Genomic DNA, 15557 nt, shown 5'->3' on the forward strand with positions numbered 1-15557 from the left:
CCGGGTGGTCTTATCGGGCCGGTTGACCTCGATCACCTCGATCCCGGCCGCCAGCAGATGCACCGTCAACCCGGCCCCATACGAACCGGTCGACTCGACCCCGATCGCGGTGATCGGTCCGTGGCCGACGACCCAGTCCACCAACGCGGCATAACCCGCGCGGGAGACCGGGAACTCCCGATCAGCCAACAACACCCCGGTCTCGGTGAGCACGACCGCGTGATGGGTGCGTTGATGGGTATCGACCCCGGCCACCACCGGGGTCGGGTCTTGAGGCGTGGCATGGTTGGTGGTCATCATGGGTGATGTCTCCCTCTACAACTGGATCGAGGGATGACCTCCCAGGCCGGGCGGACACCACAGTGATGAGACACCGATCAAGGTCCTATCAAGTCACACCCGCCCGGTCTGGCCATCCAAACCGAAAGAGGGGCCCGGCGGGCCGGCCGTCGACAAGTCGCGTTCAAGGCACCCAACCAACAGCGCCAGTGTCGAGATCGGTCAAACGAACAACCCAGACCCCAAAGACATCATCCCCAAGGCCACCGGACCCCCACCACCATCCTCACTGTGTCGAGATGAGCCGCCGTGGGCCCCCCGCATCACTCGTCCTTGTCGTTCCACTTCGGGTCGTCGTCCCAGGCCTCATTGCGCTCCTGGACGGTCTCCAGCGCGTTCTGTGCGGCCTCCTTGGTCGGGTACGGACCAAGGCGATCCTCGGCCCGGCCGCCGTCGCCGTGTTCGACCTGACGGGTCTTGAGGTTGTAGTACCAGAGGTCTTCGCGCTCGCTCATCCTGCTCCTTCTCATCGGCCCTGTTCGCCGACCGCTGGCCGGCTGGTGGAACGGCATATCATCGCTGCCGTGACCGTAGTGCAACAGTATCCGGTGAACCCCGTCCGCCCCGTCCCGGCGCGCATTCCGCGTCCTCGCTATGTCGGCAGGGACCGGCCGGAGCCCTACACCGGGTCGAACGTGCAGTCGGCGGAGGTCATCGAGAAGATGCGGGCGGCCGGGAAGCTGGCGGCACAGGCACTGGCCGAGACCGGCAGGCATGTCGCCCCCGGGGTGACCACCGACGAGCTCGACGCGATCGCGCACGAGTTCATCTGCGATCACGGCGCCTATCCCTCGACCGTCGGCTACCGCGGTTTCCCGAAGGCGATCTGCACCTCGATCAACGAGGTGATCTGCCACGGGATCCCCGACCAGCGGCCCCTCGAGGACGGCGATCTGGTCAAGATCGACCTCACCGCCCACCTCGACGGCGTACACGGCGACAACTGCGCCACTTTCTTCTGTGGTGAGGTTTCCGAGGAATCGAGGCTGCTCTCGGAGCGCACCCACGAGGCGATGATGCGCGGCATCCGCGCGGCCAGGCCGGGCCGGCAGGTGAACGTGATCGGCCGGGTGATCGAGGCGTACGCCAAGCGCTTCGGCTATGGCGTGGTGCGTGACTACACCGGGCACGGGGTGCACACCGCATTCCATTCCGGGCTGGTGATCCCGCACTACGACGCGCCACAGTTCGACGATGTGATCGAGGTCGGGATGACCTTCACCATCGAGCCGATGATCACCCTGGGCGGCATCGACTGGGAGATGTGGGACGACGGCTGGACCGTGCTCACCACCGACCGCTCCCGGGTGGCGCAGTGGGAGCACACCGTGGTGATCAACCCCGACGGTGCGGAGATCCTCACCCTGCCCTGAGATGGAGGACGAGGCAGCCGGTAAGCCGGATTCTGTCGAGGGCGATCATCCATCTGCGACCGTTGTCACCAACGGCCTGGTGCGACCTACCCGGCAGCTCGGGCGAGCAACCCTCGAACGCTGCCTGTCTGGTCTTGCTCCGGGTGGGGTTTACCAGGCCACCCCGGTCACCCGGGGTGCCGGTGGTCTCTTACACCGCCTTTTCACCCTTACCCCGGCGCGAACGCCGGGGCGGTCTGTTTTCTGTGGCACTGGCCCGCGGGTCACCCCGGGTGGGCGTTACCCACCACCCTGCTCTGTGGAGTCCGGACTTTCCTCGACACCCATGGGTGCCGCGATCGCCTGGCTGCCTCGTCTGGGCACGATTCTAGGGCGGCGGCGACCGCGCGACCAATCCACGGTCAACCGACGACGACCACGAGACAGGCGGCCAGGAAGACCACCTGGGTCAGCGTCCGCGCCCACAGGGGCATCGAGACCATCGGGCTCTGTCTGAACTTCGTCTGGACGCGCCAGTTCGCCGGGAACATCACCACCAGCAGCAGTGCCAGGCAGCCCGCAGCGAGACCGCGGGTGAGCGGGACCAGCAGGCCGACCGCTCCGGCGAGTTCGAGAACGCCGGTGATGGTCACCAACAGATCCGGCCGCGGAAGCACCGGCGGGACCATCATCACCATCCCCCGGCGCTTGGCCGGGGTGAAGTGGGCGGACCCGGTGACCAGGAACATGGCGGCCAGCCCGAGGGCCACGGCCGTGCTCCAACCGTCCAGCGGTGCATACCCGAGCCAGCCGACCAACCGGGCGAGACCGGTCGTCACGAGCAGGATGAGCAACGGCGCCATGATCGGACTCCCCGCATCTAGACATTGACTAGATTGAGTGTCGGCGATCGAACTTGCCAGTGTCAAGTTTCCGATCTAGGTTGCCGCCATGACGCCATCGGGAACGAGCTATCACCATGGCAATCTGCGGGCCGAGCTGCTGGACCACGCCGCAGCCATGGTTGCCGAGGTGGGCCCGGATCGGGTGACGCTGCGCCGACTGGCCACCGCTGCCGGGGTGTCCCATGCCGCTCCGGCGCACCACTTCGGCGACCGGCGCGGGCTGTTCACCGCCCTGGCCGCTCAGGGCTTCGAGCGGTTGGCGGCCGCACTCGGCGAGAGTGTGCAGGATTTCGCGGGACAGGCGGTTCGCTACGTCCGGTTCGCCCTCGACCACCCCGGCCACTATCCGGTGATGTTCGACGCCGCCCTGGTGCACACCGACGATCCGGCGCTGGTCGCCGCCATGGCAGCAGCCCGGGCACGGCTCGACTCAGGCGCCGCCCAGGTCGCCGACGAGCAGCGGATCGACACCGTGCGGCTCGTCGGATTCTCCGTGGTGCATGGTTTTGCGACGCTCTGGCTGAACGGGGCACTCGATCCGCGGTACACCGCCGAGGACCCCGAGACCTGGGTGCGGCGGATGACCGCCGCACTCTTCACCCCCGCCGGGACTCAGGCGGACTGAGCAGCCTCCCCCGGGCCCACCTCAAAGCGGACCTCGCCCTTGGCCACATCGGCCTTGACCAGGGTCGCGGTGACCTGCTCGCCGAGCGGCAGCTGCTTCCCCGTCACGTTCGCCTCGACGGCGGGGTCGGCGACGACCAGGCGGCCCTTGGACCCGTCCTCGTCGATGCTGACCACGGTGCCGGTGAACTGTTCCCCGACCCGGGTCGAGAGCACCAGCGCCTCGGTCAGGTCGACGATCCCGCGTTCGTACTGCTTGGCCCGCCGGTCCGAGGCGGCCATCGTCTCGGGCAGCCCGTCGAGTTCGCTGGTCACCCACTCCGGTACCGGCTCCCCCGCGCTGATCGCGACACAGATCTCCCCGGTGTAGCGGTCAATCAGCCGGCGCAGCGGCGCGGTGCAGTGGGCGTACTCGATCGCCAGCGCGGCGTGCTGCGCCTGCTCGGGTACCGTGCCGTTGAAGGCCGCGTAACCGGCCCCGCGGAACAGGGTCGTGCAGGCGTACATCATCGCCGCATCCCTGCTCCTGCTGGGATCCAGGCTGCGCACGAACTCCGGATAGTCCATCTCGGCCGGCCAGTCGATGCCGAGCGCACGGGCGGTGGTGCGGAGCTTGCGCAGCGAACCCTCATCGGCCGGCGGCAGGGTGCGGACGATGCCGATCTTGGCGGCCAGCATCAGCTGCGCGGCCGCCATCCCGGTGAGCAGCGAGATCTGTGCGTTCCAGCCCTCCACCGGCAGCGTGGAGCGGAACGCCAACACCCAGGAACCGTCGTCGGCGACGTGCACCTCCTGCTCGGGAATGTTCAGGCTGACCCCGCCGCGTTCGCGCTCCACCTGTTCGCGCAACAGCCCGACCTCCTTGAGCAGCTGCAACGATTCCCCGGCGGTGCCGTCGTCGAGCTGGGCCTGCACCTGCTCGTAGGTCAGCCGGGCCCGGCTGCGGACCAGCGCCCGCTGCACACTCGGTTCGGTGCACTGGCCGCGCTCGTCGACCGGCAACCGCCACAGCTGCGCCGGGCGCACCTGGTCCTCCAGCAGACTGGCGGCATCCTCCGACAGCTCCGGCGGATGCAGCGCGGTGCGCTGGTGCGGGGCATAGAAGGTCTGCCCGCGGCGGTGCGCCTCCGCATCGATCGGGCCGCCGGGATCGACGAAGGCGGCGACGTCGGCGATCGCATACCAGACCAGGTAACCGCTGCCGTCGCGCTCGATGAACAGCGCCTGATCCAGATCCATCGAACCGGGCGGGTCGATGGTGACGAACTCCAGGCCGGTGCGATCGGTCTGCGGCAGCCGCGGTGCGGCGGCGGCCCGCTCGGCGGCGGCGGTCACCTCCGGCGGGAAACCGTCGGGGACGCCCAGCTCGGTCCGGAGTCGCTCCAGTCCCTCGGCCAGTTCCGGCGGCACGGTCTGGAGAATCGGCGCAGGACGGATGGGCATCGTTGCTCTCCTTCGTCAGGCTCGGTGTTCGGGGCGGAGTACCGGGGGCGAAACTACAGGCCCGAGTTCGCGGTGCGCACCAGGATCCGGCCGCACTCCTCGCAGCGCAGCACCTCATCGGCGGGTGCGGCGGCGTACGCCCGCAGGTCGGCGGCGTTCAGGTCGAGCCGGCATCCGCTGCAGCGGCCGTGCACCAGTTCGGCCGCGCCGACCCCGCCCTTGCTGGCGCGGGTCTTCTCGTACGCCGCCAGCAGGGCCTCGGGGATCTTGGCAGCGATGGTCGCCCGCTCGGTACCGGCGTGTTCGATCTTGGTGTCCAGTTCGCCGACCTGACCGTCCCGGGTCCGCATCAGCGCCCGGATCTCATCCTCCAGGGTGCCGCGCCGCTGCTGCAGCTCGCCGAACCGGCTGGTCGCCTGCTCGAGTTCCTCCATCACCTCGAGCTCGGCGTCCTCCAGATCCGAGATCCGCCGGGTGAGGTGCTCGACCTCGTCGATCAGGCCGCGCAGCGCCTTCGGGTCGGTGATCGCACCGGAGTCGATCCGCTCCTGGTCGCGGACCTTGCGGGCCCGGACCGGCTCCAGGTCGGCCTCGGCCTTCGCCTGGTCGCGCTGCAGGTCGCTGACCCGGGTCTCGGCCTCGGTGTAGTCGCCGAGCAGCTGCTTGCGGTCGGCCAGCATCCCGGCGATCTGCTGATGTTCGGGCAGGGCGCCGCGCTGGTGCTGCAACTGCGCGATCTCGGTGTCCACACCCTGCAGGGTGAGCAGTTGCTGCTGGGCTGCTGGTTCGGCTTTGATGTCGGCTCCCCTGTGGACTGGAACATAGGACTCGTGCCCCGCGATCCTAGCGCGCGGGAACCGGGGCGTTCAGCGTTCGGTGGTCAGGTTCCAGCGCCGGATCGCCGGCGATTCCTTCTCCCAGCCGAGCACCGAGATCGAGGCGGTCTCCAGCGGGAAGCTCGCCCCGTGTTCGATGCCCAGGCCCAGCCAGGCCAGCGTCAACACCCGCAGTGAGTGCCCGTGGCCGAAGCAGATGGCGCGGTCGACGCCGCTGCGGCGTACCCGGTCGACGACCCGACCCAGCCGCTGCAGCACCTCCTCGGCCGTCTCCCCGCCGGGGACCGCACCGGTCCAGATCCGCCAGTCCGGCACCTGCTCGCGGATCTGCACCGAGGTGAGCCCCTCGTAGTCGCCGTAGTCCCACTCGGCCAGGTCCTCGGTGACCTCGTAGCGCCCGCCGAAACCGGCCAGGTCGGCGGTGTGCCGGGCCCGCAGCCGCGGGCTGCTCAGCACCAGGCCGAAGTCGCGGCCGCGGAGCAGCGGTTCCAGCGCACTCGCCTGCATGGCGCCGACCGCGGTCAGATCCAGATCGGTACGCCCGGTGTGCCGGCCCGACTGGCTCCACTCGGTCTGCCCGTGCCGGACCAGATAGAGCTCGGTTTGGTCAGCCATGTGCAGAGAGTATCCCGGTCCGGACCTGCCAGTGCTGCCCCGCGGCCAACCGGTCGGCGACCAACCGTTCCAGGCTGGTACGCCGCGGCAGCACGGCCGGATCGGTGGTTCCCCGGCGCCGGTAGGTGAAGAAGATCGCGTCGGCGTCCCCGGGGCTGGTGCCCTGCTCGGTCAGCGCGAACCGCTCGGCGAAGCTCGCGATGTTGCTGCCCGGCAGGCCGGCGCCCAGTTCCGGGTCGAGCAACCAGCTGGTGCAGCGATAGCGCACCGGCAGCCGGTCCGGGAAGTGGCGGGCGAAGAACTCCTCGGCGAGGGCGAGCGATTCGTCGACCGCGGCCGGGGTCAGCGAACCGGTCTGCGGGATGTGGATGGACGCCTCCCACCCGCCGCCGTCGAGTGCGGCCAGTTCGTACTGCAACCGGCCCAGCCAGAACAGTCGGCCGGCCCAGGCGATCCGCAACCAGCGATGGGTGTGCAACCCGAACTCCCCGAAGGTCTGCCGGTGCACCCACACCTGCTGGCCCAGATCGGACAGCGAACGCCAACCCAGCTCGTCGGGGATCTCGCGTTCCCGCAGCCGCTGCACCACATCGTCGGCGGTGGCGATCATCGCCAGCATCGGCAGCAGCCCGGCGCCCAACGGGTGGTCGGCGTCGTCGTCGGTGTAGAGCTCGGCGCCGGGGTCGTCCAGGTGCGCCACCAGGGCGGCGGCGAGCTCGTTCAGCCGGGCCACCGCGGCGGGGTCGGCGCCGATGGCCGGGATCCGGGTCAGCAGATCGAAGAGGTCGTCGTCGTGGAATCCGAGCAGCGGCAGGCGGGGGTCGAGGTGCTCCTCGCGGAGACGGAGGCGTACGTCCACCCGGCCTATGATGCCCAATATGAGTGAGCAGCAGCCGAAACAGCCCGCCCGCGGAGTGCCGTTCTCCGAGGCGTTCAAGGAGTTCATCCCGACCGGATGGGCGCCCTACGCCACCGAACTGCCCGAGCCGCTGGCCACCGCCGCGTGGACCCCGGCGCGCCGGAACAAGGTCAGCGAGCAGTTCCCCGGTGACCGGCTGGTGATCCCCGCCGGTGGGCTCAAGGTGCGCTCCAACGACACCGACTACCGCTACCGCCCGCACTCGGCGTTCGCACACCTGAGCGGGTTGGGCAGCGACCGGGAACCGGACGCGGTGCTGGTGCTGGAGCCGACCGACGACGGCCACGAGGCGACCCTGTATTTCAAGCCGCGGGCACCGCGGGAGGCCGAGGAGTTCTACGCCGACGCCCGCTATGGCGAGATGTGGGTCGGCCAGCGCGAGTCGCTGGCCGAGATGGAAGCGCTCACCGGGGTGTCGGTCGCCGATATCGCCGATCTGGAGGACGCGCTGGCGAAGAACCTCGGCAGCACCCGGGTGCGGATCGTCCGGGACGCCGATCCGGGGCTCACCGAACGGCTGGATTCGCTGCGCAGCAAGGAGACCGAGGCCGCGGTGACCGAGACGACGGCGACCGAGGAGGCCGACCAGCAGCTGGCGACCGCACTCAGCGAGCTGCGGTTGGTCAAGGACGAGTTCGAGGTGGAGCAGCTGCGGCAGGCCTGCGCCGAGTCGGCCAAGGCGTTCGAGGCGGTCGTCCGGGATCTGCCCGAGGCGGTCCGTCGGGGCCGCGGTGAGCGCTGGGTGGAGGGCGTCTTCGGGCTGCACGCCCGGCACGCCGGCAATGCCGTCGGTTACGACACCATCGCCGCCGCCGGCAACCATGCCTGCACCCTGCACTGGATCCGCAACGACGGCGACATCCGAGGCGACGAGCTGCTGCTGATGGACGCCGGGGTGGAGCTGGACACCCTCTACACCGCCGACATCACCCGGACCCTGCCGGTCGGTGGCCGGTTCACCGACGCCCAGCGCGAGGTCTACGAGGCGGTGCTGGAGGCCCAGCAGGCCGGGATCGAGGCCGCTCGGGCGGGTGCGAAGTTCCTGGACGTGCACAATGCGGCGATCGCGGTGATCGCGAAACACCTGCACCAGTGGGGAATCCTGCCGGTCGAGGTCGCCGAGACCCTCGACCCGGAGACCGGCGGCCAGCACCGCCGCTGGATGGTGCACGGCACCTCGCACCATCTGGGCATCGACGTGCACGACTGCGCCCAGGCTCGCCGGGAGATGTACCGCGAGGGTACGCTGCTCCCCGGCATGGTGATCACCGTCGAACCGGGTATCTACTTCCGCGAGAACGATCTGCTGGTACCCGAGCGGTTCCGCGGGATCGGCGTACGGATCGAGGATGACATCCTGATCACCGAGGACGGCAACGAGAATCTGTCGGCGATGCTGCCGCGCAGCGCGGCCGAGGTGGAGTCGTGGATGGCTCCACTGCTCGACGCCGACCGGGGCTGAGGGACAGCCGAGGGGTCGATCACCGGGCCACCGTCGTGAAGGAGCATCGAGTGCAGTCCGAAGGAGGTCACCATGGCAGACCAAGGCCCGCGCCGGCCGGCGACTCAGCCGACGCGTCCCCGCTACCCCTCCCCGCTCCGCGGACTGAGCAGACCGAAGCCCCGGATGCTGCAACCGGAGGGTTCGGCACCGCCGAGCTCGGTGGTGGCCTGGGCGCACTACGTGGACGGGGTGCGGGACGACTGCACCGAGCTGGAGGTGGCCACCGAGCGCGCCCTGCGCGGTGAGGGGTTCGTCTGGCTGGGGTTGAAGGATCCCTCCGATGAGGACATGTCCGGCTTCGCCAAGCAGTTCAACCTGCACCCGCTGGCGATCGAGGACGCGGTCGAGGGCCACACCCGCTCCAAGCTGGAGCAGTTCGGCGACACCCTGTTCGCGGTGATCTCGACGGTCGCCTATGTCGATCACACCGAGCTCACCGATTCCTCCGAGATCGTCTCCACCGGTCAGGTGATGATCTTCGTCGGCAGCAACTTCGTGATGACGGTACGCCGCGGTGAGCATGCCCAGCTGCGGACGCTGCGATCCCGACTGGAGGCCGATCCGGGGCGGCTGATGCGCGGCCCGGCCGAGGTGCTCTATTCGGTGATGGACAAGATCATCGACGACTACATGGGGGTGGTCGCGGAGTTCGAGAAGGACATCGACGAGATCGAGGGGCTGGTGTTCTCCCGGCAGGGGGCGCACGAGATCAACCGGGTCTACAACCTCAAACGCGAGCTGATCGAGTTCAAGCGCTCGGTGGTGCCGCTCGGTGCCCCGCTGCAGGCGCTGGCATCGCGGCCGATCGTCACCATCCCCGAGGACGCCCGGGCGTACTTCCGCGAACTGAGCGACCATCATCTGGAAGCCCGGGAAGCGGTGCAGTCCTTCGACGAGGTGCTGTCCACGATCCTGTCGGCGGCGCTGGCGCGGGCCAGCGTCGAGGACAACCAGGACATGCGCAAGATCTCTGCCTGGGTTGCGATCGTGGCGGTTCCCACGATGATCGCCGGCATCTATGGGATGAACTTCGAGAACATGCCGGAGCTGAGTTGGAAGTATGGCTACTTCCTGGTGCTCGGGCTGATCGCGATCGTGATGCTCTCCCTCTACTTCGGCTTCCGCCGCAACCGCTGGCTCTAGGAGGCCGAACATGTTCGAGGGATTCGCCCGCCAGTGGACGCCGGTGCTGCCGCTGCGCCGGATCGGAGCGCGGCCGCAGCGGGTGGCGGTGGCGGGTGAACAGCTTGTCGTCTGGCGGGTCGACGCGGACCGGGTCGGAGTGCTGCTGGATCGCTGTCCGCACCGCAGCGTCTCCCTGGCGCTGGGGAAACGGACCGCCGACGGTGGCATCCAGTGCGCCTTCCACGGTTGGCGTTTCGACGATGCGGGCAGCTGCACCCGGATCCCGTTCAACCCGGACCTGACGGCCGGTCACGGCCGGGACCGGCGCGGTGCGACGGCGCTGCCGCATCGCGAACTGGGTGGTCTGCTGTGGGTGTTCACCGGATTCGATCCGGACACCGAACCGCAGCTGCCCGAGACCCTGCTGGATGACTCGCTGATCCGCTTCACCCATACCGAGACCTGGGACGCGCACTGGACCCGGGCGATGGAGAACATGCTCGACTATCCCCATCTGCCCTATGTGCACCGCAACACCATCGGCCGGTTCGTGCGGGCCAAGCAGACGCCGGATTCCCAACTGCACCAGGAGATCCGGGACACCGACTTCGGTTACGACCTGGTCCCCTGGCTGGACGAGAACGACCCCGGGGCGACACTGAAGTGGTACGCCCCGAACTCGATGGTGCTGGACACCCTGCCGGCGCCGCGGATGATGCGGATCCAGGTCTACTGCATCCCGGCCGAGACCGACCGGGTCCGGATGCTGCTGATCACCACCCGCAACTTCGCCCGCAATCCCGCCGCCTCGCTGGCGTTCAACCGGTTCAACACCCTGGTGCTGCACCAGGACCGGGCCGTGGTGGAGTCCTCGGATCCGGTGGTGGTGCCGCGCGGCGCGGTGGAGACCTCGGTCCCGACCGACCGGGCCACGTTACGGTTCCGCAGCTGGTTCAACCGGGAGCTGCGCGACAGCGTGGTGGCCGATCCGCGGGCTCAGCGGCCCGCGGAACGATAGGAGCGGACGCAGGCCGCGAATCGCTCGGTGATCTCGGCCAGGCCCGTCGACCGGGTGGTGGCGTCGCGGTGCAGTTCCTGCAGCGCATGCCACCAGACCGCCCGGCCCACCGCGAAACCGGAGAACCCCTCGCCGGCAGCCTGCGCGATCCGCTCCTCCAGCACCGCGATACCGCGGCCGGCGCCGGTGACCAGCAGACACTCCGCGCCCTGTTCGTCGGCGGTCTCCCGCAGCATCCGGTACGCCGCAGCGCCCGCCTGCGGCGGCACGGCCCAGAAGTCCACCTCGGCCGCCTCGCCCAGGGCGCGCATCGCGGCCGCCGTCGATTCCGCCGGCTCCGGGTCGTCACCGTCATCGGTGCCGGCGAGCCGCAGTTCCACCAGCACGTTGGCGTCGGCGGCATGGGCGGCCCGGCAGGTCTCGGCGAGTCGCCGCCGCATCGTCTCCGGGGCCGCACGATCGACGGAATCGTGACGGAGCAACACTTTCACGTGGTCGGGCCGGTAGCGCCGCAGCAGGTCCGGGAGCTCCTCCGGACCGGGGTCGTCATCCCCGGCCGCGTCGAGCGCGATCGGCAACGCGAGCTGGAACCGGTGGGCCCGTGCCCACTCACCGATCCCCGGCTCCAGCCGATGGTCGATGACCAGACCAGTCTCCCGCCGACCACCGGCGGCCGGCACCAACCCGTCGAGCACCAACCGGATGGCCTCGGTGACGAACGGTTGCTCCCCCGCCTGCGGCGGCCCGTCGTGACCGAACAGTTGCCGGATCAGCCACCGACGGTCGTCGACGGCGAGCAGCAGCAGATCGGCCACGGCCGACTCACTGGAAGTCGGCGGCGCGGGCGCCGGGCAGCTTGGCCAGCTCCTCACGGGCCTGGGCGGCGACCTTGTGCTCGCAGAGGATCTCGTATTTCGAGGGGACGGTGGTGCGGACCGAGTTGAAGTCGCGCTTGCCGCCGGTCATCGAATAGGCGAGGCCACCGAAGATGATGCTGATCACCACCGCGACCAGGATCGCGACGAGCAGCATCACCAGGAAGTTGTTGCCCTGGGTGAACAGCGACAGCAGGATGCCGACGAGCAGACCGGTGCTGATCCCCGACAGCGCCGAGGACCGGATCACCGTGGCCCAGCTCTTGCGGCCGGTGACCCGCTCGATGAGCTTCAGGTCCGTGCCGACGATCGCCAGGTTCTGCACCGGGAATCGGTTGTCGGCAAGGAAATCCACGGCTCGCTGGGCGTCTTCATACTTCTCGTAGACCCCGACCGACTGCGGGAACTCGAGTTCGAAGCTCAGCCCCTGGAATGGTACGGACATGGTTTCCTCCCGGGTTCGGCGTGGGGCCCAGTCTACCGAGACCGATCAGTCCTCCGTGAACACGCAGAACTCGTTGCCCTCCGGGTCGGCGAGCACGTCCCAGGGCCGGTCGTCGGCGCGCGGCGACACGATCCTCGCACCGGCGTCGGTGAACTCCTCGACGCTGCCCCAGACATCCCAGTGCAACCGGTTCTTCCCCTGCCTGGGTTCCGGTACGCCGACGAACACCATGCTCTCGAACGGCAGCCCGGCACCGGTGATCCACCACCAGTCGACATCCGGTTCGGTGTCGGCGGGTACGCCGAACCGCTCACCCCACCAGCGGGCCTGGGCACCCGGATCGGCACAGTCCAGCACCAGTTCGTACAACCGGTACGTCGGCACCGTCTCCCGCACGAACACGCAGAGCTCGAGCCCGTCGGGTGCGCGCAGCACCGTCCAATCGGGATGTTCGGCGACCATCTCGGCACCGAGTGAGGTGACATCCTCCACCGAGGCCGCATGCACATCCAGGTGGGCTCGGGCCTTCTGCGTCTTCGGTTCGGGCACCACGTTCACCCAGACGGTCTCCTCCGCGACACTCCCGCGCAGCGGCTGCGGCTCCCCCGGATCGCGCAGGTCGGCGTCCAGGCCGAGCACCGCCGCCCAGAACTCCACCGAGGTCGCCTGGTCGTCGGTGTCCAGAGCCAGATCCTTGAAGCGCGCCATCTTCACTCCCCGTCGTAGATGTCGGTGCCGGCATCCCGGGCACCGTCGTCCAGCCCGGCCGCGCGGCCCTTGGCGACGATCCGCTGGGCGATCTTCATCCCGGCCTCGTCGACCATCTCGTCGTCCACCACGATCGCCCCGACCGCGCCACCGGCGGACGCGGTCGCTGCGGCGTACGCCTCGATGATTCGTTGCGAGCGTTCGAAGTCGGCCCTGCCGGGGGTGAAGATCTCGTTGCCGGCGGCGACCTGGTCGGGGTGCAGCACCCATTTGCCGTCATAACCGAGGGCGGCGCTGCGCCGGGCCGAGCGGCGGAACCCCTCCAGATCGCGGATCGCGACGAACGGCCCGTCGATCGCGGCCAACCCGTGCGCCCGGGCGGCGACCAGGATGGTGAACAGCACGTGGTGGAAGGCGTCGGCGTCGTAACCGGCCGGCTGCTCCCCCACATTGGTGGATGCCATCCCGACCGAGGCCATGAAATCCCCCGGCCCGAAGACCAGCGACCGCATCCGCGGGCTGGCACCGGCGATCGCCTCGACCGCCAGCAGCCCGCGGGCGTCCTCGATCTGGGCCTCGATCCCGATCCGGCCCACCTCGAGACCCTGCCCCCGTTCGAGCTGGGTGAGCAGCAGATCCAGGGCGACGACCTGGTCGGCGGACTGCACCTTGGGCAGCACCAGCGCATCGATCCGCGCCCCGGCGCCGGAGACCACCTCGATCACATCGGCATAGGTCCACTCGGTGCTCCAGTCGTTGACCCGCACCGTCAGCAGCGGCGCCGCCCAGTCCTGCCGGAGCGCGGCCACGATCCGCTGCCGCGCCTCCACCTTGGCGCTCGGCGCCACCGCGTCCTCCAGGTCGAGGAAGACCGCATCGACGCTCAGCCCGCGGGCCTTGGCGAGGAAACGGTCCGACGACCCGGGCACCGCCAGCACCGTGCGGCGTACCTGTTCAGCGTCCATGCCACGACCCTAGACCGGACACATCCGCTGGTCGGTAGGCAGTAACCTTCCCGGGTGACTTCCTCGACCTCCATCTTCATCTCCCGGATCCGCGGCATGAATGTCGTGGACGCCGGCGGTGACCAGATCGGCAAGGTCCGCGACGTGGTCATCCAGGTCCGTACCGAGGGCCGGGCGCCGCGGGCGAAGGGCCTGGTGGTGGAGCTGTTCGCCCGGCAACGGATCTTCGTGAACATGGCCCGGGTGCACTCCATCGACGCGCAGCAGGTGGTCATCTCCGGCACCATCAACACCCGCCGATTCACCCGCCACGAGGCCGAGACGCTGGTGATCGACGACCTCTTCGACCGCCGGGTGCACCGGCGCAACCACACCGAACCGGTGACGGTCTACGACATCTCGATGCAGCAGGTCCGGGGCCGGGAGTGGGAGCTGGCCGAGGTGGCGGTGGCCGAGGTCGCCGGCCGCGGATTCCGGCGCAAGCCGCACGTCACGATCGTCGACTGGTCCGATGTCGATGTGCTGCGTCCCTCACCGCAGAGCCGGGAGCACGACCAGGTGCTGGCCGAGCTGGAGGACATGCACGCCGCCGATGTCGCCCGCGAGCTGCACGACATGGATCCCGAACGCCGCGCCCAGGTGGTCGAGGCGCTCGACGACGCCCGGTTGGCCGATGCCCTGGAGGAGCTGCCGGAGAGCGAGCAGATCGAGGTGATCTCCAGCATGGAGGTCGAGCGCGCCGCCGACATCCTCGAGGAGATGGACCCCGACGACGCGGCCGACCTGATCGCGGGGCTCGGCGAGGAGAAGGCCGAGGAGTTGCTCGGCCGGATGCAGCCCGAGGACGCCTCCGACGTCCGCCGCCTGCTGGTCTATGAGGAGTCCACCGCCGGTGGCCTGATGACGCCGGAACCGGTGATCATGCCGCCCGACGCCACCGTCGCCGATGCGCTGGCGAAGGTCCGGATCGCCGAGCTGACCCCGGCTCTGGCCTGCATGGTGCACGTCTGCCGCAGCCCGCTGGAGACCCCGACCGGACGCTACGTCGGCGGCGTACACATCCAACGCCTGCTCCGCGAACCCCCGTCGACGCTGATCTCCCAGCTGATCGACGACGACCTGGAACCGCTGCCGGCCGATGCACCGCTGACCGCGGTGAGCCGCCACTTCGCCACCTACAACCTGGTGAACGCGGCGGTGGTGGATGCCGACCAGCACCTGGTGGGTGCGGTCACCGTCGACGACGTGTTGGACCACATGCTGCCCGCCGACTGGCGCGGTCAGCACATGGAGGGAGGTGACTGATGGCCCGCGAACGCGCCGAGAAGCGAGACCGGCCCGAGAAGCGGGATCGGGACAAGGGCGACCGCGACCGGCTGAACACACCGGGACGGGAGAGCAGTCGATTCCCCCGGATCCGGATGGACGGCGACACCTTCGGCGAGTTCGCCGAGGCCTTCGCACGGTTCATGGGCACCGCCGGCTTCCTGATGTGGATGACGATCATCATCATCCTCTGGATCGCGTGGAACACCCTGGCGCCCGAGTCGGTGCGCTTCGACCCGTTCCCGTTCATCTTCTTGACCCTGGTGCTGTCCCTGCAGGCGTCCTACGCCGCCCCGCTGATCCTGTTGGCGCAGAACCGGCAGGAGGCGCGGGATCGGATCTCGGTCGAGGACGATCGCCGGCAGGCCGCACAGAGCCGGGCCGACATGGACTTCCTGGCCCGCGAGATCGCCAGCGTCCGGATGAACGTCGGCGAGCTGGCCACCCGCGACTACATCCGTTCCGAGCTGCGCAAGGAATTGCGCGAGCTGCTGGCCGAGCACGACGAGCCCGCAGCTGGTCCCGAACGCGGTTCGGTCGGGGGTTGATCCCGAGATA

General features: G+C 69.2%; 18 protein-coding genes and 1 other RNA gene. 7 read left to right on the top strand and 12 right to left on the bottom strand.

The features are described 5' to 3' along the window. Both BI335_RS05635 and BI335_RS21795 read right to left on the bottom strand, forming a co-directional pair. Positions 1-300: IS110 family transposase (locus BI335_RS05635; RefSeq protein WP_144009076.1), on the bottom strand; the 300-nt coding region annotated here is incomplete at its 3' end. A gap of 302 nt (positions 301-602) precedes the next feature. Further along, positions 603-794, bottom strand: coding sequence for a hypothetical protein (locus BI335_RS21795; protein WP_208109379.1), 192 nt, complete (start codon positions 792-794; stop codon positions 603-605). Positions 795-863: 69 nt separating this feature from the next. Between BI335_RS21795 and map the strand changes: the two genes are divergently transcribed. Continuing rightward, complete coding sequence (map, locus tag BI335_RS05640; RefSeq protein ID WP_229119461.1) at positions 864-1712, top strand: type I methionyl aminopeptidase; 849 nt, start codon at positions 864-866, stop codon at positions 1710-1712. Positions 1713-1717: 5 nt separating this feature from the next. On the opposite strand, the gene rnpB is transcribed toward map, so the two are convergent. Then, positions 1718-2066: RNase P RNA component class A (rnpB, locus tag BI335_RS05645), an RNA gene on the bottom strand. 47 nt (positions 2067-2113) lie between these two features. Continuing rightward, positions 2114-2554: a DoxX family protein gene (locus BI335_RS05650; protein WP_094403364.1), complete on the bottom strand. Its 441-nt coding sequence runs from the start codon at positions 2552-2554 to the stop codon at positions 2114-2116. Between the two features lie 88 nt (positions 2555-2642). On the opposite strand from BI335_RS05650, the gene BI335_RS05655 reads away from it, so the two are divergent. Then, positions 2643-3221, top strand: a complete 579-nt coding sequence (locus tag BI335_RS05655) for a TetR/AcrR family transcriptional regulator (protein ID WP_094403363.1) — start codon at positions 2643-2645, stop codon at positions 3219-3221. On the opposite strand, the gene BI335_RS05660 is transcribed toward BI335_RS05655, so the two are convergent. The 4 genes from BI335_RS05660 to BI335_RS05675 form a co-directional block, all read right to left on the bottom strand. Then, positions 3209-4663, bottom strand: coding sequence for an RNB domain-containing ribonuclease (locus BI335_RS05660; RefSeq protein WP_094429887.1), 1455 nt, complete (start codon positions 4661-4663; stop codon positions 3209-3211). The genes BI335_RS05655 and BI335_RS05660 overlap by 13 nt on opposite strands. A 53-nt stretch (positions 4664-4716) precedes the next feature. Continuing rightward, entirely contained in the window at positions 4717-5412 is a 696-nt protein-coding gene (locus BI335_RS05665) for a zinc ribbon domain-containing protein (RefSeq protein WP_094429888.1), read from the bottom strand. 117 nt (positions 5413-5529) lie between these two features. Then, positions 5530-6114: a histidine phosphatase family protein gene (locus BI335_RS05670; protein ID WP_094428178.1), complete on the bottom strand. Its 585-nt coding sequence runs from the start codon at positions 6112-6114 to the stop codon at positions 5530-5532. Then, on the bottom strand, positions 6107-6973 hold the full coding sequence (locus tag BI335_RS05675) for an acyltransferase domain-containing protein (RefSeq protein WP_094428176.1): 867 nt from the start codon (positions 6971-6973) through the stop codon (positions 6107-6109). The genes BI335_RS05670 and BI335_RS05675 overlap by 8 nt, the downstream gene beginning before the upstream one ends. Before the next feature lie 19 nt (positions 6974-6992). On the opposite strand from BI335_RS05675, the gene BI335_RS05680 reads away from it, so the two are divergent. From BI335_RS05680 to BI335_RS05690, 3 genes are all read left to right on the top strand, one after another. Continuing rightward, positions 6993-8495, top strand: coding sequence for an aminopeptidase P family protein (locus BI335_RS05680; protein ID WP_094403358.1), 1503 nt, complete (start codon positions 6993-6995; stop codon positions 8493-8495). Positions 8496-8567: 72 nt separating this feature from the next. Continuing rightward, a complete protein-coding gene (corA, locus tag BI335_RS05685; protein ID WP_094356416.1) occupies positions 8568-9680 on the top strand; it encodes a magnesium/cobalt transporter CorA in 1113 nt (370 codons plus the stop codon). 10 nt (positions 9681-9690) lie between these two features. Then, positions 9691-10680, top strand: coding sequence for an aromatic ring-hydroxylating oxygenase subunit alpha (locus BI335_RS05690; RefSeq protein WP_094428172.1), 990 nt, complete (start codon positions 9691-9693; stop codon positions 10678-10680). Here the strand turns inward: BI335_RS05690 and BI335_RS05695 are convergent. Genes BI335_RS05695 through BI335_RS05710 form a run of 4 tightly spaced genes read right to left on the bottom strand, consistent with a single transcriptional unit; the run spans position 10659 to position 13673 of the window. After that, positions 10659-11495: a 2-deoxy-5-keto-D-gluconate 6-phosphate aldolase domain-containing protein gene (locus tag BI335_RS05695; RefSeq protein ID WP_172421755.1), complete on the bottom strand. Its 837-nt coding sequence runs from the start codon at positions 11493-11495 to the stop codon at positions 10659-10661. The genes BI335_RS05690 and BI335_RS05695 overlap by 22 nt on opposite strands. Before the next feature lie 7 nt (positions 11496-11502). Next, on the bottom strand, positions 11503-12000 hold the full coding sequence (locus tag BI335_RS05700; RefSeq protein ID WP_094356413.1) for a YflT domain-containing protein: 498 nt from the start codon (positions 11998-12000) through the stop codon (positions 11503-11505). A 45-nt stretch (positions 12001-12045) separates the two neighbouring features. Then, a complete protein-coding gene (locus BI335_RS05705; RefSeq protein ID WP_144009077.1) occupies positions 12046-12708 on the bottom strand; it encodes a VOC family protein in 663 nt (220 codons plus the stop codon). Positions 12709-12710: 2 nt separating this feature from the next. Then, positions 12711-13673 (bottom strand): HpcH/HpaI aldolase/citrate lyase family protein, encoded by a 963-nt coding sequence (locus BI335_RS05710; RefSeq protein ID WP_094429890.1) that lies wholly within the window; start codon positions 13671-13673, stop codon positions 12711-12713. 54 nt (positions 13674-13727) lie between these two features. Here BI335_RS05710 and BI335_RS05715 point away from each other — a divergent pair, with 54 nt between their 5' ends. Both BI335_RS05715 and BI335_RS05720 read left to right on the top strand, forming a co-directional pair. Then, the gene (locus tag BI335_RS05715; RefSeq protein WP_094356410.1) at positions 13728-14978 is read left to right on the top strand and encodes a magnesium transporter MgtE N-terminal domain-containing protein; all 1251 of its coding nucleotides are present in this window, start codon (positions 13728-13730) and stop codon (positions 14976-14978) included. Next, entirely contained in the window at positions 14978-15547 is a 570-nt protein-coding gene (locus BI335_RS05720; RefSeq protein WP_094428164.1) for a DUF1003 domain-containing protein, read from the top strand. The genes BI335_RS05715 and BI335_RS05720 overlap by 1 nt, the downstream gene beginning before the upstream one ends. Positions 15548-15557 lie beyond the last annotated feature (10 nt).

The sequence above is a fragment of the Enemella evansiae genome (genome assembly GCF_002250705.1).
Classification (GTDB): Bacteria; Actinomycetota; Actinomycetes; order Propionibacteriales; family Propionibacteriaceae; genus Enemella; species Enemella evansiae.